The sequence below is a fragment of the Nonomuraea sp. NPDC052634 genome (genome assembly GCF_040678535.1).
GTDB lineage: Bacteria > Actinomycetota > Actinomycetes > Streptosporangiales > Streptosporangiaceae > Nonomuraea > Nonomuraea fastidiosa.
On the sequence record NZ_JBFATY010000004.1, the window covers coordinates 303,575 to 322,606 of the forward strand.

Here is a 19,032-nt window from a genome sequence, read left to right on the forward strand (position 1 = left end):
CTGCCCGATTACCTCCTGCCCGCGAACCGTTCGTACGGCGGCGGTCTGGGAGCGTGGTCCTACTCTCCGGGGCGGACGAGACCCGCCTCGTACGCGGCGATCACCGCCTGCGCCCGGTCCCTCGCCCCGATCTTGGCGAACAGGCTCGTCACATGGTTCTTGACGGTGGAGGGGGAGACGGCCAGCTCGGCGGCGATCTCGGTGTTGGACCGGCCGCGCGCGATCAGCACCAGGATCTCGCGTTCGCGGGCGGTCAGCTCGGGCAGTCCCGGCCGCCTGGCGGGCTCAGTACCCGCCGACACTGTGCCGGCCGGAACTGTGCCGGTCGAGTCAGTGCGCGGCGGGTTATTGCGTACGAACGTGCTGATGAGCCTGGTCAGCAGCCGGGGCGCGACGGCCGACTCGCCGCGGTGCACCACGCGCACGCCCTCGATCAGCTCCTCGGGGGAGACGTCCTTGGGCAGGAAGCCGGCGGCGCCCGCGCGCAGCGCCGCGACCACGTTCTCGTCCAGGTCGAACGTGCTCAGCGCGAGCACCCGCACCTGCGGCAGCCCGGCGGTGATCAGCTCGGTGGCGCGCACGCCGTCCATGCCGGGCATGTGCAGGTCCATCAGCACCACGTCGGGCCGCAGCCGCCCGGCCAGCTCCACCGCCTGCTCGCCGTCCGCCGCCTCGCCGACCACGCCCAAATCGGGCTGGGCCTCCAGCATCAGCTTGAAGCCCCTGCGGACGAGCGCATGGTCGTCGGCGAGCAGCACCCTGATCTGCGTGCGCTCCCCGGCCGGCTGCTGTTTCCCGGCCGTCATGCGTTCTCCAAGGGGATGCGCGCGTGCACGCGGAACCCTCCCTCCGGTCTGGGACCCGTCGTCAGCCGGCCACCGCACAAGGCCACCCGTTCGGCCATGCCGCCGAGCCCGAAGCCGGGCGCGCCGCCGTCCTTGGCCACGCCGTCGTCGAGCACCTCGACCTCCACGGCGTCGGGCTCGTACGTCAGCCGCACGCTCGCCCTGGCCCCCACGGCGTGCTTGCGGGTGTTGGTGAGCGCCTCCTGGACGATCCGGTACACGGCGTGGTCCACGGCGGCGGGCAGCTCGACGGGCTCGCCGGTCACGGTCAGGCCGGCCGGCAGCCCGGCCGCCCTGGCCTCCTTGATGAGCGCGGGTAACCGGGCGGCGCCCACCCCGGTCGCCGCGTCGGGCCCCTCGTTGCCGTCGGCCCTGAGCACGTCGAGCAGCCGTCGCATCTCCGTCATGGCCTGGCGGGCGGTCTGCTCGGCGCTCTCCAAGGCTTCCCTGGTGACCTCCTGCTCGGGCGGCAGCGTGGCCCTGGCGCCGCCGACCAGCGCGTTGATCACGGTGATGTGGTGCGCCACGACGTCGTGCAGCTCCCTGGCGATGCGCCGCCGCTCGGCGCGTACGGCGGCGTCGGCGGCTTCGCGGGTGGCGCGCTCCCTCAGCTCGGCCCTGAGCCTGATGAGCTGTCCCCAGCCCACCAGCAGGCCGAACACGAACAGCAAAGGCACCCAGAAGTACATGCCGGGCTTGGCCACCTCCGTGGCGGCGGCGGCCAGGGCGTAGGTCGCCGCGAAAGAGATGGCCGTCGCGCGGCCCGAGGTGTAGCGGCCCAGGCTGTAGAAGGCGATGAGAGTGGGCAGTTGAGCGGGCAAGGGGGAGGTGGTGGTCAGCGTGAAGACGGCGTCGATGGCCGTGAACACGCTGACCGGGTAGATCGGCCGGCTTCGGCGCACGAGCAGGATCGGTGTGCCCGCTGCTTGCAGAGCGCTGCCGAGCGCCAGTGCCGTCTCGCCTTGCATGGCCAAGGCCACGGTGCCGATCACCGGGATGACGGACAGCAAGATCACCAGCGTCCGGTCGAACACCGTGGGCCGGCGGAAGAACCGCACGATCCTCAGGAACGTCCCTGCCACCCGCACGCTGGTAACCCTAAGTCACGACATGTCGATATCGGCGGCCAAGCGACCGGCCGCTTGAGGCCGGTCTACAACCAGCGATCTGCGCTGCGGTAACGTCGGCCGCAAGGCGAGGGCATGCGGCAGAGGGGTTGGCATGAGCCGTTCGGCACGGGTGATCTGGGACGACGATCTGACCTCGTACGACTTCGGCCCCAGTCACCCGCTGGCCCCCGTGCGCGTCGAGCTGACGATGGCGCTGGCCCGCGAGATGGGCGTGCTCGACAAGGTCGAGATGGCCGGCTGCCTCCCGGCGACCGACGACGAGCTGGCCCGCATCCACGACCGCGGCTACATCGAGGCCGTCAAGCGCGTCTCCGCCACCGGCCTGCCCGACATGAGCGCCGGGCTGGGCACCACCGACAACCCGGCGTTCGCGGGCGTGCACGAGGCTTCCGCGCTCATCGCCGGGGCCTCGCTGGCCGCCGCCCGGGCGGTCTACGAGGGAGCGGCCGAGCACGCGGTCAACGTCGCGGGCGGGCTGCACCACGCGATGCCCGCCATGGCGAGCGGCTTCTGCGTCTACAACGACCCGGCGCTGGCCATCGCGTGGCTGCTCGACCAGGGCGTGGAGCGCATCGCGTACGTGGACGTCGACGTGCACCACGGCGACGGCGTGCAGACGATGTTCTACGACGACCCCAGGGTGCTGACCATCAGCCTGCACGAGAGCCCGCGCACGCTGTTCCCCGGCACCGGCTTCCCGCACGAGACGGGCGCCGACGGCACGGCGGTCAACGTCGCGCTCCCGGCCGGCACCGGCGACGCGGGCTGGCTGCGGGCGTTCGACGCGGTGGTGCCGCCGCTGCTGCACGAGTTCGGGCCGGAGATCCTGGTCACCCAGCACGGCTGCGACAGCCACGCGCTCGACCCGCTGGCCAACCTGATGCTGAGCCTCGACGGCCAGCGGATCGCGTACGAGGCGCTGCACCGCCTGGCGCACGAGACGGCCGGCGGGCGGTGGATCGCGACCGGCGGTGGCGGCTACGAGCTGGTGCAGGTGGTGCCGCGGGCGTGGACGCACCTGATGGCCGAGCAGGCGGGGCATCCGATCGATCCGGCCACGCCGACCCCCGAGGCGTGGCGGCGGTTCGTCCGCGAGCGTACGGGGGAGACACCACCGCTTACCATGACAGACGGCCGCAATCCGGAATTCAGACACCTATCCGGTGGTTATGATCCTGCGGACCCCATTGACCGTGCGGTCATGGCGACCCGGCAAGCGGTGTTCCCCCTGCACGGCCTCGATCCGATGCCCTGACGAGGAATGAAGCAGTGCTGAGCCGCGACGAACTCCGAGAGCACCTTGTCCAGAGCCGCATCGCCGGCGATGTCGCGACCTCCCGCGAGAACAACCTCGATCACTACAGCTCGCTGGCCAACGGAGATCCCTACTACGCGCTCGGCCTGACCTTCGATCACCCGTGGTCCTACCGCGACATCCTCGCCCTCATGGCCAAGTCCGCGGGCGTCGTCGCCGATCCCGACCATCGCTGGGGCCAGGACACCATCGATCCCGATCTGACGATCGACGCGCTCGACGCGATGGCCGAGCGCATCGCCGCCGTGCTGTCGCGGCCGGAGCCGCGCGTCCTGTTCGCCACCGGGCACCCCACGGGCCTGCTGGCGATCCACCTGCCGCTCGCGGCCTTCTGCGTGTCCAAGGGCGCGACACTGCTGACGCCCGCCGAGGGCTGGTCGTACTCGGGGTCAGGGTTCGGCAGGCCGCGGCGGATCCGCTACCTCCAGGACGTCGCCATGCTCGACGACCGCGGCGCCCTCGTGCACACCCACGATGCGGCCCCGATGCGCCACATGCTCGACGAGCTGGACGGCGAGCTGCCCGACCTGGTGATCGCCGACCACGGCTGGGCCGGCGCGGCGGGCGAGGCCGGCGTGCCGACGGTCGCGTTCGCCGACTGCAACGACCCCGGGCTCTTCGTCGGAGAGGCGGAAGGCAAGCTTGACGTGGTCGTGCCACTCGACGACAACGTGCTACCCCGCTATTACGCTCCGCTGACGGAGAGGTTGGTCACAGAAGTCTCACGAGCCCTTTGAGTCGATAACGGTCCTCCCCATACCGTCTTTTCGCGCCTGCATTCCAAGGGGCTCGCTGTCCCTTTACCAACTTTAGACAGTGCCTCGGCGACTCTTATATGTGGCAGCTTGGACAGTTCCAGAGTCCGAGTGAGGTGCTTGGCCAGGCGGTTGGCCAGCGATTTCGCTGGTTCGGCTGACAGGTGACTCCGTTGACTGGAAAAATAGGGGGTTTGCGCACTCGGAGTCCCGACTTACGCTGACGGCAGTACACGTGCGTGAGCAATGGCACCAGTGGGGATAACCCGGAAACACGTGCGGAAGAGGCGTCCGATGGGTGCAGGCGAAAGACCTCTCAGCGAGGTGAAGTTCCTGACCGTCGCAGAAGTGGCGACGGTCATGAGGGTGTCCAAGATGACGGTGTACCGGCTCGTCCACTCCGGCGAGCTGCCGGCCATCCGAGTCGGCCGCTCGTTCAGGGTGCCTGAGCAGGCGGTACACGATTATCTCCGGGAGGCCTACATCGAGGCAGGTTGACGTAGCGACACGCCCGAGCGTGTCGTGAGTGCCATCGCGGGAGAGGCCCGGCCGCCCGCTGGTACGGCCGGGCACTCACCCCCGAGGGGCGATCTACCGTGGATCGCCGGTAGTCTGTGAGCCGGTGTGCGCTCGCACTCCGTTTCAGACTTGCTATCAGTACCTGGGGGTCCCGTGGGCTCTGTGATCAAGAAGCGCCGCAAGCGGATGGCTAAGAAGAAGCACCGTAAGCTGCTGAAGAAGACGCGCATCCAGCGGCGCAACAAGAAGTAACCGACGCAGCTGCGAGGCGCTGATGACCCACACCGTGCTCGTCACCGGGGTCTCGCGCCACATCGGCGCCCGGGTGGCGAGCGTTCTGGCGGCAGACCCGGACATCAGCCGTGTCATCGGAGTCGACACCGTGCCGCCCCCCTCGCTCACGCGAGACGGGGGCGTCTCACTCGGCCGGACGGAGTTCGTCCGGGTGGATCTCCGCAGCCCCGACATCGCGCAGGTGATCGCGGCCGCGGACATCGACACCGTTGTGCACATGAGCCTGGTCAGCGCCCCCTCACGCAACGGGGGCAGGGCCGCCATGAAGGAGCACAACGTCATCGGCACCATGCAGTTGCTCGGCGCGTGCCAGCGGTCGGCGACCGTGCGGCGCGTGGTGGTGCGCTCCACCACCGCCGTCTACGGCTCGTCGCCGCGGGATCCCGCGGTCTTCACCGAGGACCTGGAGCCGCACGAGGGCCCCGTCCACGGCTACGCCAAAGACGCGGTCGAGGTCGAGGGCTACGTACGCGGCTTCGCGCGGCGGCGTCCCGACGTCACGGTGTCGCTGCTGCGCTTCGCCAACTTCATGGGTCCAGGCGTCGACTCGCCGCTGACGCGTTACTTCACCCAGCCGGTGCTGCCGACCGTGCTCGGCTTCGATCCGCGGCTGCAGTTCGTCCACGAGGACGACGCGGTCGAGGTGCTGCGCCGGATGGCGACCGAGGACCACCCCGGCACGTACAACGTGGCCGGGGCCGGCGTGTTGTTGCTGTCGCAGTGCGCGCGCAGGGCGGGCCGTCCGTCGCTGCCGCTGCTCTCGCCTGCCTTCAAGGTGCTCGGCGGCGCGGCGCGCAGGCTCGGGCTGGTCGAATACTCGCCGGAGCAGCTCAGGCTGATGTGCCACGGCCGGGCGGTCGACACCGCGCGCCTGGAGGCCGAGCTGGGCTGGAAACCCAAGTTCAGCACCGGAGCGGCCTTCGACGACTTCCTGCGCTCGCGCGGGCTGCGCCCGCTGGGAGGCGTCCGCACATGAGCGTTTCCCGCCCAGCGCACGAAGAGGAAGGCCGGGTGATCCCCATCACCGCGGCGCCGTCGTACGACGAGCCCGAGACCGATCCCCTGGCCGAGTCCGTCGCCAGGGCGCTGGCCTTCATCCGCAGGCGCGTCACCGGCGACTACGAGGTCGACGAGTTCGGCTACGACCCCGAGCTGACCGACAAGGTCGTGCTCGAGCTGCTGCGGCCGCTCTACCGCCACTGGTTCAGGGTCGAGACGCTGGAGCACAAGAACGTCCCCGATGACAGCGGCGCGCTCATCGTGGCCAACCACTCGGGCACGCTGCCGGTCGACGCGCTGATGCTGCAGGTGGCGCTGCACGACGAGGTGGGCAGGCCGCTGCGGCTGCTCGGCGCCGACCTGGTCTACCAGCTTCCCGTCCTCAGTCACCTGGCACGCAAGACCGGCCACACGCTGGCCTGCCGCGAGGACGCCGACCGGCTGCTGCGCAAGGGCGAGCTGGTGGGCGTGTTCCCCGAGGGCTTCAAGGGCGTCGGCAAGCCGTTCTCCGAGCGCTACAAGCTGCAGCGCTTCGGGCGCGGCGGCTTCGTGGCCTCCGCCATCCGGGCGGGCGTGCCGATCGTGCCCACCGCGATCGTCGGGGCCGAGGAGATCTACCCCAAGATCGGCGACCTGAAGTCGCTCGCGCGGCTGCTGGGGCTGCCGTACCTGCCGATCACCCCGTTCTTCCCGCTGCTCGGGCCGCTCGGCCTGGTGCCGCTGCCGTCGAAGTGGATGATCGAGTTCGGCGAGCCGATCCGCACCGACGACTACGACCCGTCGGCGGCCGACGACCCCATGCTGGTCTTCAACATCACCGACCACGTGCGCGAGGTCATCCAGCAGATGCTCAACGAGCTGCGGCTGCGGCGCGGCCACGCCTTCCCCCCGCTCCTCTGACGCCGCCGGCACGACGGTCTCTGAACCCTGACGGCGGGTTGTGGCAAGACATCCGTGACACATTCCCCGCAGAAGGGCGGAGATGATCACGCAACCTGCCGTCGGGGGTGCGGACGCCGAACTCGTGAACGCCTCACTGACCGAACCCGAGGTGTTCGCCGAGCTCTTCGACCGCTACTCCGCCATGCTCTTCAGGTACGCCTCCAGGCGCCTCGGCCCTGAACCCGCCGAGGACCTCGTCGGCGAGACGTTCCTGATCGCCTTCTCCCGCAGGAAGAGCTACGACTTGGCCTACCCGGACGCCAGGCCGTGGCTCTTCGGCATCCTCACCAAGCTCATCTCCCGGCACCACCGCACGGAGGCGGCCCGCTACCGCGCACTCCTGCGCGCCCCCATCGACCACGAGGTGGAATCGCCCGCCGACCGGGTGGCGGTCGGGGTGTCCGCCCGTGCCGTCCGCGCGGAGCTGGCCGGCGCCCTGGCCGCGCTGCCCGCCAAGGACCGCGACGTGCTGCTGCTGATCGCCTGGGGCGACCTCACGTACGAGGAGGCCGCGCGAGCGCTCGGCATCCCCGTCGGAACCGTGCGCTCCCGCCTCAACAGAGGCAGGCGGAAGGTACGCGCGGCGCTCGGCGACACCAACCCCTTGGAGGAGGAGTGACGATGGACGACTTGAAGCTGCTCCGCGACTTCGGGGCCGAGCTGGAGCACCAGCCACCCGCCACCCTCGTCCGCCATCGCACGGGCTTCCTGCGCGGCCGTCCCCGGCGCAGGTGGCCGCTGGCCGCGCTCGTGGCCGCGGCCACGGCTGCCGTCGTGGCGGTGACGACGGCGTTCATCACCGGCATCCCCGTGGCCGCGCCGTCCGTCGGTGGCCAGGTGGACATGAGCGGCGCCATGAACGTGCTGCTGATCGGCTCCGACACCCGGGACGGTCCTGGCAACGTGAAGTACGGGCCGAAGTCGCAGGGCTCGGGCCAGCGGGCCGACACCATCATCATCGTCCACCTGCCGGCCGACAGGGGCCGGGCCACCGCGATCAGTGTCCCCCGGGACTCCATGGTGCGGGTCCCGTGCGGTTCGACGCCGGGCCGGATCGCCATGATCAATTGGACGTACGACGAAGGCGGCGCCGCATGCCTCAGGTCCACGCTGGAGAAGCTGACGGGGCTGCGCCTGGACCACACGGTCGAGGTGGACTTCGCCGGATTCAAGACCATGGTGGACGCGCTCGGGGGCGTGCGGATCAAGGTGCCGAGGCCCGTGGACGACCGCGCCTCGAAGCTCAGGCTGCCCGCGGGCGAGCAACTGCTCGACGGCGAGAAGGCACTCGGCTACGCCCGGCTGCGTTACTACGGCGACGGCTCGGACGCCGCGCGGATCAAGCGGCAGCAGCGGCTCGCGCAGGCGATGCTGGACAAGGCCCAGCGGCATCTCGTCTCCGATCCCGCCAAGCTCAGCGCCTTCGTGTCGGCGGTGCGCGGAGCGGTGAGAACGGACCTCAGCGTCGAGGAGATGTACGAGCTGGCCACCCAGCTCGCCAGGACCACGATGGCCACGGTGTCGGTGCCCAGTGAGCCCTATCCGCAGGACCCGAACCGGCTCCGGTGGAAGCAGCCGGAGGCGGACAAGCTGTTCGGCACGCTGAAGTGAGCCGGCTGAAGTGATCAGGGGCGGTCGCGGTAGTGGCGGCGCAGGGCGATGCCGGCGGCGACGCCGCCCGCCACCGCGCCCACCCCGGCCGCGATCGGCAGCGCGGCGAGCGTGGCCTTGCGGCCGGTGCGGAAGTCCTTGATCGGCCAGTCGTGCTTCCTCGCGTACTCGCGCAGCTCGCTGTCGGGGTTGATGGCCACGGCGTGGCCGACCAGCGAGAGCATCGGCAGGTCGTTGGCCGAGTCGCTGTAGGCGGTGCAGCGGGTGAGGTCGAGGCCCTCCCTGCGGGCCAGCGCGCGCACCGCCTCCGCCTTGGCCGGGCCGTGCAGCAGGTCGCCGACCAGCCGGCCGGTGTAGACGCCGTTGCTGGTCTCGGCGACCGTGCCGAGCGCGCCGGTCAGGCCGAGCCGCTGCGCGATGACCCTGGCCAGCTCGATGGGGGTGGCGGTGACCAGCCAGACGCGCTGCCCGGCGTCGAGGTGCGCCTGCGCGAGCGCGCGCGTGCCGCCCCAGATGCGGTCGGCCATGACCTCGTCGTAGATCTCCTCGCCGAGTCGTACGACGTCGTCCACCTTGGCGCCCGCGACGAACGCCAGCGCCGTCTCCCTGGCCACCGCGATGTGCTCGGGGTTCTCGTTGCCGCGCAGGCGGAAGACGGCCTGCCCGACGGCGAACTTGAGCAGGTCTTTCGTGGTGAACAGCCCACGCGTGGCGAGGCCGCGGGCGAAGTGGTAGATCGACGCGCCGCGCATCATGGTGTTGTCGACGTCGAAGAAGGCCGCGGACTCGAGATCGGGCTCGGCGGGCGCGACGGTGACCGCCGCCTGTGCCGCCGCCTCGCCCGCGACCTCCGGCTGCGCTTCCTGTCGTCGTCGCAAGAGCCGCCACATGGGCTTCAGCTTAGCTACCTACTCGGGTGCGACCAGACCTTCGATGTAGCTGAGGTACCCCTGCGCCTGAACCTGTTCCGCCTCGTTGAGCTGCTCGATCATCGGCTCGACGACCTTCTTCTGGTCCCGCGCGAATTTCTTGATCTTCGGCGACCGCGGCTCCGCGCGCTTGAGCCGGCTGATGCCCGCACGGGTGGACTCCTCCATGTCCTTGAGCGTCTTGCCCACCAGCGGCCCGTTGTTGGACGAGCCGAGCAGGGTGGCGACCTCCTTGGCGCGGGTCTTGGCGGAGTCCAGCTCGCGAGCGGCGCGCTCGGCGTCGTCGGAGGTGAGGCGGACGAGCGTGCTCTCGGCGGCGCGCTTGAGCGGGTAGAGCGAGTCGCCCGGCACGGCGCGGTACGTCGCGAACGAGGACACCATCAGCGCGGCCACCAGGCCGACGGTGGCGAGCTGGGACAGCAGGGGACGGCCACGGGACCGGCGGCGGCGACCGCGCGCTTCGACGGCCGTCTCGCGTCCCGGCCCGGCGGTTCTCAAGGCGTCCTCCGCCAAGCGGCCGGGCGTGTCGGGCTCGGCCGTGGCGAGGGCGCCCGACAGCAGCTCGGCGCGCAGCCGTTCCTTGAACGCGGGCTCGGGCAGGCCGCCGATCGGGAGCCTGCGCAGCTCGTCGAGGTGCATGAGCACGCGTTCCCGCCGCTCGCGCGCGCTACTCATCACCACGGCTCCCGAGCCTCACGGTCATGACACCTGTCCTAACGAGGGGCGGCTTGCGGAGGTTACGCCAGGTCGTGCTTGAGCGCTCTGGCCAGCGCGCGTACGGCACGGAACTGCAGCGCTTTGATCGCTCCACTCTTCTTTCCCATGATCAGCGCGGTTTCCGCGAGCGAGAGGCCGTGCAGGAAGCGCAGGACGACGCATTCCTGCTGTTCGGGATTGAGCTCGCGTACGGCACGCAGCACCCGGTCGTTGATGATGGCCGTGACCACGGCGTTCTCGGGAATGTGGGAGCCGTCGAGCGGAACGTCGATGATCTCGCCCGTGGGGATCTCCAGGCGGTAGCGGCCCGACTTGAAATGGTCGGTCACCAGGTTTCTCGCGATGGTCACGAGCCAGGCGCCGAAATCGCGGCCCTGCCAGGTGAAATCGCCGATCCTGCGCAGCGCGCGGAGGAAGGTCTCGCTGGTCAGGTCCTCTGCCAGCGGGTGCGAGCCGACCCGGAAGTAGATGTAGCGGTAGACGAGGTCCACGTAGCGGTCGTAGAGCGTGCCAAAGGATTGCGTGCATCCGTTCTTGGCGTGCATCACCAGCGTACGGAGGTCGTCGGTCGCGTCCTCGCGCACGCCGAGCTCGCCCGTCCGGGCATGGCCGGCGACGGCCGGCGCCAGCAGCCCGGCGAACGGCGACGAGTCAGGCATCCGGTATCCCTGGGGGTAAGGGGTGCGGCGTGCTCGAACACTCTAGAAATCAACTGGAAAATCCACAATCCACGGAAGTCATGCATGACTAGGCGTAATCGGCAGATACCGTGGTTGACCGACCCGTTCCCTCTTCGGCTACCGGCTGGGAGGCATTGTCCGGCAGCATTGGAGTCACCATGGAGATCCTCGTTGCTGTCATAGCTCTTGCCGGTGCGATCCTGGCCGGTATCGCCACGGCCGCCCTGATCCAACGCCTTCGCGAGGAGTCCGAGGGCTGGTTGATCGCCTGGATCGTCGCGCTCGTAGGGCTATGCCTGTCACTCGCGGTGATCGCACTGGGATCCTTCATGGGCTTCGGCGGCGTCACGTTCCGGATCTTCCAGGTGACCGGGTCGATGCTGGCGCCCCTCTGGCTGGCCATCGGGCTCGTGCAGCTGCTCGCCGAGAAGGTGCCGCCGAGATTCCTCGCCTGGCTGCTCGGCTCCGCCCTGACCTTCGTGGCCACCGTCATCATGGTCTGGGACCCGCTCAAGACCGAGGACATGGGCAAGACGCTGCCCAGGGCCGTGACCCACTGGAACATCGTCCCCAGCTACCTGCTCACCGGCGTCCACGCCGTCGCCGCGCTGGTCATGCTGGTGATGCTCGTCGTGGCGGGGGTCAGATGGCGCAACGGCGACGAGTACGACACCGACAACCTCCACGCCACCGCGGTCATCGTGCCGTCGGGGCTCGCGCTCATCGGCGCGATGAGGTTCGCCGTGCCCGGTCTGTTCGCCACCGTGCTGCTCGCCGTCGCGGCGGCGGCGGTCTGGTACTGCGTGCTGCGGCCGCTGGCGCCGTACGAGGACGACGAGGACGACTTCGACGACGAGATCCCTGAGCGCGCGCCGCGGCGTGAGGAACGGGTCCCGCGCGAGCGCGCGATGCACCACGAGGGTGCGCCCGACGAGCGGCCCATGTTCCGCGACGAGGCGCCGGGACGCCGCCGCGCGCCCGAGCCCGCGCCCGCCGACCTGCCGCCCGCGCCGCCGCGCAGGTCGTCGGGGCTCGGCGACCTGGTGGCCGAATACCGCGCGGGCGACCGCGAGGTCGACTACGCCTCCCGCATGGCGCCGCCCGCGCCCGACGACGGCGGCCCCTCCACCGGCTACATCATGAACGGCGCCCCGCCCCAGCGCCCCGACTACAAGCTCTCGCCCGCCGCGCCCGCCACCGGCGCCGTCTACCCCGGAGCCGACCTGTTCTCGCCCGCACAGCAGCAGGCCGCATCCGGCAGGCTGTCGCCCAACATCTACGGCATGCTCACCGTCTTCACGCTCATGGACGGCGCGGGCGAGGCGTTCGACCGGCTGGCCGAGGCCACGGTCGAGGCCGTGCGCAGGGGCGAGCCCGACACGCTCGTGTACGCCTGCCACGCCGTCAAGTCGGCCCCGCTGCAGCGCATCGTCTACGAGCTCTACCGCGACGAGGTGGCCTACCGCGACCACATGCGCCAGCCCCACGTGGAGCGCTTCGTCAACGACCGCCAGTCGATGGTGCTGGCCACCAACGTGATCGAGCTCGACGTCAACGCCGCCAAGGTGGTGCCGCTGCCCACCGTCATGTACTGACGCGGGAGTCGCGGCTCAGGAGATGCTCAGGACGTGAGCGCCGCGCGCAGCCTCGCCTCGTCCACGCGCCAGAAGTCGTGCTGCACGCCGTCGATCAGTGTGACCGGGATCATCTCCCAGTACTTCTCCTTGAGCTCCTCGGAGGAGTCGATGCTGATCTCCTCCCACGGCACGCCGAGCTCGCCCGCGACCCTGGCGATGATCTCGCGCGCGTCGTCACACAGGTGACAGCCGGGTTTGCCGAGCAGGGTGATGCGATGCATGACGCAACCGTACCTCTGCTGACTTTGTGCATCGGTTCACAAAGGGATTAACCTGAAAGACGGTCCGATTCCGTTAACGCGGTCCCCAAGCCGCCCGTCCCCTGGAGCACCGGCACGTGAAGAGCCGCCCGTCCCAGCCCCGTGACCGCGGCATCCCCGAGGCGACGGTCGCCAGGCTTCCGCTTTACCTCAGGGCGCTGCACGGGATGGCCGAGCGGGGCATCGCGACCGTGAGCTCGGAAGACCTCGCCAACGCGGCGGGGGTCAACTCCGCCAAGCTCCGCAAGGACCTTTCGCACCTCGGCTCGTACGGCACCCGCGGCGTAGGCTATGAGGTCGAGTACCTCGTTTACCAGATCTCCCGCGAGCTCGGCCTGACGCAGGACTGGGCGGTCGCGATCGTCGGAGTCGGTAACCTCGGCCGCGCGCTGGCCAACTACGGAGGTTTCGTCTCCAGGGGCTTCCGGGTCGCGGCGCTCGTGGACGCCGACCCCGAAGTCGTGGGCGAGACCATCGCGGGGTTGAATGTTGAGCACATCGACGACTTGGAAGCCGTGATCAAACGGCGTGGAGTTTCGATCGTGGTTCTGGCGACACCGGCGGCAGCGGCGCAGGAAGTGTGCGATCGCGTTGTCGCCGTGGGCGTGACCAGCATTCTGAATTTCGCCCCCGTCGTGCTCTCCGTGCCGGAGACCGTCGATGTACGGAAAGTCGACCTGTCAATCGAACTGCAGATTCTCGCGTTCCACGAGCAACGCAAGGCTGGGGGGCCACTCATGGCGGTGGACGGTCAATGAGCGTTCTGGCTGTCGGGCTCAGCCACCGGACCGCACCGGTGGGACTCCTCGAGCGCGTCTCCGTCACCGGTGACGCCCTCGTCAAGCTCCTGCACGACGTGCAGCACGATCCCTGCGTGGCGGAGGCCATGGTGGTCTCCACCTGCAACAGGGTCGAGGTCTACGCCGCCGTCGACCGCTTCCACGCCGCCGTCACGTCGATCAGCGGGCTGCTCGGCGTGCACTCCGGCGTCCCGGTGGAGGAGCTCATCCCGCACCTGTACGTCCACTACGAGGAACGGGCGGTCGAGCACCTGTTCTCTGTGGTGTGCGGCCTCGACTCCATGGTCGTCGGCGAGGGGCAGATCCTCGGCCAGGTGCGCCAGGCGCTCAAGCTCGCCCAGCGCCAGGGCACCGTCGGCGCCACACTCAACGAGCTGGTGCAGCAGGCGCTGCGGGTGGGCAAGCGCGCACACCACGAGACCGGCATCGACAAGCACGGCGCGTCCCTCGTCTCCGCCGGGCTCGCGCTGGCGGGCGAGCTGGCCGGGCGGCGGGCGCTGGTCATCGGCGCCGGCTCCATGAGCTCGCTGGCCGCCGCGACGCTCGCGCGCTCCGGGGTCACCGACATTGTCGTGGCCAACCGCACGTACGAGCGGGGCGCCCGGCTCGCCGCGTCCGTCGGCGGGCGGGCCGTCGAGTTCTCCGCTGTGGCCGACGAGCTGGCGCACGCCGACATCGTGATCGCCTGCACCGGCGCGGGCAGGCACATCGTCACGGCGGATATGCTGGTCAAGCCGGTGTTTCTGCTGGACCTGGCGCTGTCGCACGACATCGATCCGGCCGTGCGCGAGGTGCCGGGGGTCACGCTGGTCGACCTGGAGACCATCCAGGAGTCCGGCATCGGCTCGCGCGAGGGCGACGCGGTGCCCGCCGTGCGCGCCCTGGTGGCCGAGGAGCTGCGCGCCTACCTCGACGCCGAGCGGGCCTCCAGAGTGACGCCGACCGTGGTGGCGCTGCGCAGCAAGGCGGCGGGCGTCGTCGAGTCGGAGCTGGGCCGCCTGCTGATGCGGGTGCCCGACCTCGACGAGCGCACCCGCGACGAGGTCGCCATGACCGTCCAGCGGGTGGTGGACAAGCTCCTCCACGAGCCCACCGTGCGTGTCAAGCAGCTCGCCACCTGCCCGGGGGGCGATCATTATGCGGAAGCCCTGCGCGAGTTGTTCAACCTGGATCCGAAGATGCCCGAGGCCGTGAGGGAGGTGGAGCTGTGACGAGGCCCGCTCTGCGACTCGGCACCCGGCGCAGCCTCCTCGCGACCACGCAGTCCCAGATGGTGGCCGACGCCTTCACCGAGCGCACCGGGACCCCTGTCGAGCTGGTGGGCATCACCACGTACGGCGACGTCACCAAGGCGCACCTCGCGCAGCTCGGCGGCACCGGCGTGTTCGTCAGCGCGCTGCGCGACAAGCTGCTCGAAGGCGAGATCGACTTCGCCGTCCACTCGCTGAAGGATCTGCCGACGACGCAGGACCCGCGCTTCACGCTGGCCGCGCTGCCGCCCCGCCACGACCACCGCGACGCGCTCGTCAGCCTGCACAAGTTCGCCGACCTCCAGCCGGGCGCCAAGGTCGGCACCGGCTCGCCGCGCCGCGTCGCCATGCTGCGCGCGCTGCGCCCCGACCTCGAATACGTCCCGATCCGCGGCAACGCCGACACGCGCATCGGCAAGGTCACCTCGGGCGAGCTCGACGCGGTCGTGCTCGCCTCCGCCGGGCTGACCAGGATCGGCAGGGCCGCCGACATCGCGCAAATCTTCGAGATCGAGGAGCTGCTGCCCGCTCCCGGCCAGGGCGCGCTGGCCGTGGAGTGCCGCGCCGACCGGCCCGGCCTCGTCGAGGCGCTGTCCGTGCTCGACGACCCGGCCACCCGCTCGGCCGTCACCGCCGAACGCGCCCTGCTGAGCGCACTCGAAGCCGGCTGCTCGGCTCCGGTGGGTGCTTTCGCGTTCGATGACGGGCACACTCTGAACCTGACCGCTGTGGTCGTCTCCATCGACGGCCGCGAAGCGGTCCGCAAGTCCGCCGCCGGCTCTCCTTCGGAGGCAGCGAACCTGGGCCGCCGCCTCGCGGCCGAGATGATCGCCGAAGGGGCCGACAGATTGATGGGGGAGCATTCCCATTGAGCTCCGATAGTCCAACCTCCGGATTCGTCGCGTTCGTCGGCGCGGGTCCCGGCGATCCCAATCTGCTCACGGTCCGCGCCGCCGAGCTGCTCGGCAAGGCCGACGCGGTGGTGCTCGACTCCGAGACGCAAAGACCGCTGCTGCGCCACTGCCGCGAGGGCGTCGAGGTCGCCGAAGGCGACTTCGTGCAGCGCGCCGCGCGCGGCCAGCTCGTGGTGCGCCTGTGCCCCGGCGACCCCATGCTGTTCTCCTCGATCTCCGAGGAGGCCGCGGCCTGCACCGCGGCGGAGGTGGACTTCGAGATCGTGCCCGGCGTGCCGCCCGCGACCGCCGTGCTCGCCTACGCCGGCATCCCGCCGGCGAGCGACGTGCCCGAGTTCAGGATCGTCGACGCCGCCCAGGAGCAGGACTGGGCCGTGCACGCCGGCTGCAAGGGCACGCTGGTCATCTACAACGGCGTCTCCGACGCGGTGGCCATCGGCAAGGCGCTGATCGCCGGCGGCAAGCCCGACACCACGCCCGTGGCGGTCAGCAGCGGCGGCACCACCACCGAGCAGTACACCGTGGTCTCCTCGCTCGGCCGGCTGCAGGCCGACCTCAAGCACGCCGGGTTCACCGAGCCCGCGCTGATCGTGGTCGGCGACGCCGTCGCCCAGCGGGACAAGCTGTCGTGGTTCGAGACCAAGCCGCTGTTCGGCTGGCGGGTGCTGGTCCCGCGGACGAAGGAGCAGTCCCGCAGCCTGTCCGAGCAGCTCGTGGCCTACGGCGCGGTGCCCGAGGAGGTGCCGACCATCTCGGTCGAGCCGCCGCGCACCCCGCAGCAGATGGACCGCGCGATCAAGGGCCTGGTCACCGGGCGCTACGAGTGGGTGGCCTTCACCAGCGCCAACGCCGTCAAGGCGGTGCGCGAGAAGTTCGAGGAGTACGGGCTCGACGCGCGCGCCTTCGCCGGGCTGAAGGTCGCGGCCGTGGGCGAGGCCACCGCCAAGGCGCTGGTCGAGTTCGGGGTCAAGCCCGACCTGCTGCCCTCCGGCGAGCAGTCGTCGGAGGGGCTGGTGGCCGAGTGGCCGCCGTACGACTCCATGCTCGACCCGATCAACCGCGTGCTGCTGCCGAGGGCCGACATCTCCACCGACACGCTCGTGGCGGGGCTCACCGAGCTGGGCTGGGAGTGCGACGACGTCACCGCCTACCGCACGGTCCGCGCCGCGCCGCCGCCAGCGCCGATCCGCGAGGCCATCAAGGGCGGCGGTTTCGACGCCGTGCTCTTCACCTCGTCGTCCACGGTCCGCAACCTCGTGGGCATCGCCGGCAAGCCCCACAACGTCACCGTGATCGCCGTGATCGGGCCGCAGACGGCCAAGACGGCCGAGGAGTTCGGGCTCAGGGTCGACGTCATGGCCGACAAGCCATCCGCCACCGCCTTGGCCGCCGCGCTGGCCGAGTTCGGAGCCAAGCAGCGCCAGGCGGCGCTGGCGGCCGGCGACACGCCGCGCCGTCCCTCGCAGAACCGCCGTGGCGCGAGGAGGAGAGCCAGATGAGCGCGCAGTTCCCCATCGCCCGCCCGCGCAGGCTGCGCAGCAGCCCGGCGATGCGCCGCATGGTCTCGGGCACCAGGCTGCACCCCGCGGACCTGATCCTGCCGCTGTTCGCCAAGGAGGGCATCACCGAGCCGCAGCCGGTGGCCTCGATGCCGGGCGTCTACCAGCACACCCGCGACTCGCTGCGCAAGGCCGCCCATGAGGCCGCCGAGGCCGGGGTGGGCGGCGTCATCCTGTTCGGCGTGCCCGCGGTGAAGGACGCGCGCGGCTCGGCCGCCGACGACCCCGACGGCGTGCTGCAGGTGGCGCTGCGCGACGTGGTGTCGGAGGTCGGCGACGCGCTCGTGGTGATGGCCGACACGTGCCTCGACGAGTTCACCGACCACGGGCACTGCGGCATCCTGACCCCATCGGGCGACGTCGACAACGACGCCACGCTCGAGCGGTACGCCTCCATCGCGGTGGCGCAGGCCGAGGCCGGCTCCCAGATGGTGGCGCCGAGCGGCATGATGGACGGCCAGGTGGGCGCCATCAGGGCCGCGCTCGACAAGGCGGGCCACACGAACGTGCCGATCCTGGCGTACTCCGTCAAGTACGCCTCCGCCTTCTACGGCCCGTTCCGCGACGCCGCCGAGTGCGCGCCGCAGTTCGGCGACCGCAGCACCCACCAGCAGGACCCGGCGGGCCCGCTGGAGGAGGCACTGCGCGAGGTCAGGCTCGACCTGGCAGAAGGCGCCGACGCCGTCATGGTCAAGCCCGCCATGCCCTACCTCGACGTCATCACCCGCGTCCGCGACGAGGTGGACGTGCCGGTGGCCGCCTACCAGGTGAGCGGCGAGTACGCGATGATCGAGGCCGCCGCCGCCAACGGCTGGATCGACCGCGAGCGGACGATCAACGAGTCGCTGGTCGCGATCAAGCGGGCGGGGGCCGACCTGATCCTCACCTACTGGGCGACGGAAGTGGCGCGCACGCTCTAACCAAGGGGTTTCCCGTCAACGCCTGGGGCGTGTGGGTTAGAGTTGCATGACAAGTGCTGGTGTGTCCCGCGTGTGATGCAGGCGCAGGCTGTTGCTGCCCTGCGGCCGGCCGCCGTCAGCGGCCCGCCGGCCACCCGGATCCGGGACCTCCTCAGGCGCTGTGACTTTTCTGACGGGAGAGACCATGGTGGGGGTACCTCTGGCTCGGCGTACCAGAAAGCGGTCCCGGCCGACGCGCATCGAGACCGTGCTCGAATACGCCGCCATGGGCTGGCCGGTCGTGCCCGGCGCCCACCCGCTGCGCCAGGGCCCGCGCGCGTGTTCCTGTGACCGGCTCGGCTGTCCCGACCCGGGCGCGCATCCGCTGTCGCCCGCCTGGCACCTGCAGGCCACGACCGACGCGGCGGTGCTCACGCGCTGGTGGCAGAACGAGCCCGAGACCAACATCATCCTGCCCACGGGCCGCGTGTTCGACGTCTTCGACGTACCGCTCGCCGCCGGCCTGTCGGCGCTCACCCGAATCGACGCCGCCGGGGCACACCCGGGCCCGGTCGCCGCCAGAGGCGACCGGGTCTTGTTTTATGTCGCCACGCGCGGTAACCCCGAGGACGAAGACGAGTGGTGGTCCTGCCACCTCGACTGCGACCCGGCCACCATCGACGACACGCCTGGGCTGCGCTGGCACTGCCGCGACAGCTACGTCCTCGCCCCGCCGTCCACGATGCCCAACGGGCAGTCCGTGAGCTGGCTGCGCCCGCCGGACGGCCGGCCGCTGCCCGACCCGCTGCGCATCCTGGAGTGGCTCGCCGACTGAGCCCCGCGGCTCCGGGCCCTTCGGCGGCGTCCTGCGGCTCCGGCCCGCCTGCGGTCCGCCGCCCGGCTTCTGCGAGCGCCGTTCGGCTGCGGTGCCGCCCGTGCCCGCTCCTGGGAGCGGGCGTACCTGCGGCTACCCTGGG

At 70.6% G+C, this 19,032-nt stretch carries 21 protein-coding genes; 15 read left to right on the plus strand and 6 right to left on the minus strand.

The window, feature by feature from the left end:
• Window positions 1-59 precede the first annotated feature (59 nt).
• Together AB0K67_RS20620 and AB0K67_RS20625 are read right to left on the minus strand one after the other, a co-directional pair.
• Complete coding sequence (locus AB0K67_RS20620) at window positions 60-806, minus strand: response regulator transcription factor (protein ID WP_364062223.1); 747 nt, start codon at window positions 804-806, stop codon at window positions 60-62.
• Window positions 803-1,933: a histidine kinase gene (locus tag AB0K67_RS20625; RefSeq protein ID WP_364062226.1), complete on the minus strand. Its 1,131-nt coding sequence runs from the start codon at window positions 1,931-1,933 to the stop codon at window positions 803-805. The genes AB0K67_RS20620 and AB0K67_RS20625 overlap by 4 nt, the downstream gene beginning before the upstream one ends.
• Before the next feature lie 133 nt (window positions 1,934-2,066).
• Between AB0K67_RS20625 and AB0K67_RS20630 the strand changes: the two genes are divergently transcribed.
• The 8 genes from AB0K67_RS20630 to AB0K67_RS20665 all read left to right on the plus strand — a co-directional run bounded on the left by AB0K67_RS20630 (window position 2,067) and on the right by AB0K67_RS20665 (window position 8,410).
• Window positions 2,067-3,230, plus strand: a complete 1,164-nt coding sequence (locus AB0K67_RS20630) for an acetoin utilization protein AcuC (RefSeq protein WP_364062229.1) — start codon at window positions 2,067-2,069, stop codon at window positions 3,228-3,230.
• Between the two features lie 14 nt (window positions 3,231-3,244).
• On the plus strand, window positions 3,245-4,027 hold the full coding sequence (locus AB0K67_RS20635; RefSeq protein ID WP_364062232.1) for a phosphatase: 783 nt from the start codon (window positions 3,245-3,247) through the stop codon (window positions 4,025-4,027).
• Between the two features lie 312 nt (window positions 4,028-4,339).
• Complete coding sequence (locus AB0K67_RS20640; protein WP_026214222.1) at window positions 4,340-4,543, plus strand: helix-turn-helix domain-containing protein; 204 nt, start codon at window positions 4,340-4,342, stop codon at window positions 4,541-4,543.
• A gap of 174 nt (window positions 4,544-4,717) precedes the next feature.
• On the plus strand, window positions 4,718-4,816 hold the full coding sequence (locus tag AB0K67_RS20645) for an AURKAIP1/COX24 domain-containing protein (protein ID WP_018654693.1): 99 nt from the start codon (window positions 4,718-4,720) through the stop codon (window positions 4,814-4,816).
• Between the two features lie 22 nt (window positions 4,817-4,838).
• Window positions 4,839-5,834, plus strand: a complete 996-nt coding sequence (locus AB0K67_RS20650; protein WP_364062235.1) for an NAD-dependent epimerase/dehydratase family protein — start codon at window positions 4,839-4,841, stop codon at window positions 5,832-5,834.
• Between the two features lie 35 nt (window positions 5,835-5,869).
• Complete coding sequence (locus tag AB0K67_RS20655; protein WP_364062238.1) at window positions 5,870-6,757, plus strand: lysophospholipid acyltransferase family protein; 888 nt, start codon at window positions 5,870-5,872, stop codon at window positions 6,755-6,757.
• Window positions 6,758-6,839: 82 nt separating this feature from the next.
• A complete protein-coding gene (locus AB0K67_RS20660) occupies window positions 6,840-7,418 on the plus strand; it encodes an RNA polymerase sigma factor (protein ID WP_364062241.1) in 579 nt (192 codons plus the stop codon).
• A 2-nt stretch (window positions 7,419-7,420) separates the two neighbouring features.
• Window positions 7,421-8,410, plus strand: coding sequence for an LCP family protein (locus AB0K67_RS20665; protein ID WP_364062244.1), 990 nt, complete (start codon window positions 7,421-7,423; stop codon window positions 8,408-8,410).
• A gap of 14 nt (window positions 8,411-8,424) precedes the next feature.
• On the opposite strand, the gene AB0K67_RS20670 is transcribed toward AB0K67_RS20665, so the two are convergent.
• From AB0K67_RS20670 to AB0K67_RS20680, 3 genes are all read right to left on the minus strand, one after another.
• Window positions 8,425-9,300, minus strand: coding sequence for an HAD-IB family hydrolase (locus AB0K67_RS20670; RefSeq protein WP_364062247.1), 876 nt, complete (start codon window positions 9,298-9,300; stop codon window positions 8,425-8,427).
• 18 nt (window positions 9,301-9,318) lie between these two features.
• Window positions 9,319-10,014: a DUF5667 domain-containing protein gene (locus AB0K67_RS20675; RefSeq protein WP_364062250.1), complete on the minus strand. Its 696-nt coding sequence runs from the start codon at window positions 10,012-10,014 to the stop codon at window positions 9,319-9,321.
• A gap of 62 nt (window positions 10,015-10,076) precedes the next feature.
• Entirely contained in the window at window positions 10,077-10,715 is a 639-nt protein-coding gene (locus tag AB0K67_RS20680) for a sigma-70 family RNA polymerase sigma factor (protein ID WP_364062253.1), read from the minus strand.
• Window positions 10,716-10,894: 179 nt separating this feature from the next.
• On the opposite strand from AB0K67_RS20680, the gene AB0K67_RS20685 reads away from it, so the two are divergent.
• A complete protein-coding gene (locus tag AB0K67_RS20685; RefSeq protein WP_364062256.1) occupies window positions 10,895-12,331 on the plus strand; it encodes an antibiotic biosynthesis monooxygenase in 1,437 nt (478 codons plus the stop codon).
• 26 nt (window positions 12,332-12,357) lie between these two features.
• Here the strand turns inward: AB0K67_RS20685 and AB0K67_RS20690 are convergent, their stop codons facing one another.
• On the minus strand, window positions 12,358-12,594 hold the full coding sequence (locus AB0K67_RS20690) for a glutaredoxin family protein (protein WP_364062259.1): 237 nt from the start codon (window positions 12,592-12,594) through the stop codon (window positions 12,358-12,360).
• 116 nt (window positions 12,595-12,710) lie between these two features.
• Between AB0K67_RS20690 and AB0K67_RS20695 the strand changes: the two genes are divergently transcribed.
• From AB0K67_RS20695 to AB0K67_RS20720, 6 genes are all read left to right on the plus strand, one after another.
• On the plus strand, window positions 12,711-13,391 hold the full coding sequence (locus tag AB0K67_RS20695; RefSeq protein ID WP_364062262.1) for a redox-sensing transcriptional repressor Rex: 681 nt from the start codon (window positions 12,711-12,713) through the stop codon (window positions 13,389-13,391).
• Window positions 13,388-14,644 (plus strand): glutamyl-tRNA reductase, encoded by a 1,257-nt coding sequence (locus AB0K67_RS20700; RefSeq protein WP_364062265.1) that lies wholly within the window; start codon window positions 13,388-13,390, stop codon window positions 14,642-14,644. The genes AB0K67_RS20695 and AB0K67_RS20700 overlap by 4 nt, the downstream gene beginning before the upstream one ends.
• The gene (gene hemC, locus AB0K67_RS20705) at window positions 14,641-15,555 is read left to right on the plus strand and encodes a hydroxymethylbilane synthase (protein WP_364062268.1); all 915 of its coding nucleotides are present in this window, start codon (window positions 14,641-14,643) and stop codon (window positions 15,553-15,555) included. Before AB0K67_RS20700 ends, hemC begins: the two co-directional genes overlap by 4 nt.
• Window positions 15,552-17,096, plus strand: coding sequence for a bifunctional uroporphyrinogen-III C-methyltransferase/uroporphyrinogen-III synthase (locus AB0K67_RS20710; RefSeq protein ID WP_364062271.1), 1,545 nt, complete (start codon window positions 15,552-15,554; stop codon window positions 17,094-17,096). Before hemC ends, AB0K67_RS20710 begins: the two co-directional genes overlap by 4 nt.
• Window positions 17,093-18,076: a porphobilinogen synthase gene (hemB, locus tag AB0K67_RS20715; protein ID WP_364062274.1), complete on the plus strand. Its 984-nt coding sequence runs from the start codon at window positions 17,093-17,095 to the stop codon at window positions 18,074-18,076. Before AB0K67_RS20710 ends, hemB begins: the two co-directional genes overlap by 4 nt.
• A gap of 184 nt (window positions 18,077-18,260) precedes the next feature.
• A complete protein-coding gene (locus tag AB0K67_RS20720) occupies window positions 18,261-18,890 on the plus strand; it encodes a bifunctional DNA primase/polymerase (protein WP_364062277.1) in 630 nt (209 codons plus the stop codon).
• Window positions 18,891-19,032: the final 142 nt, after the last annotated feature.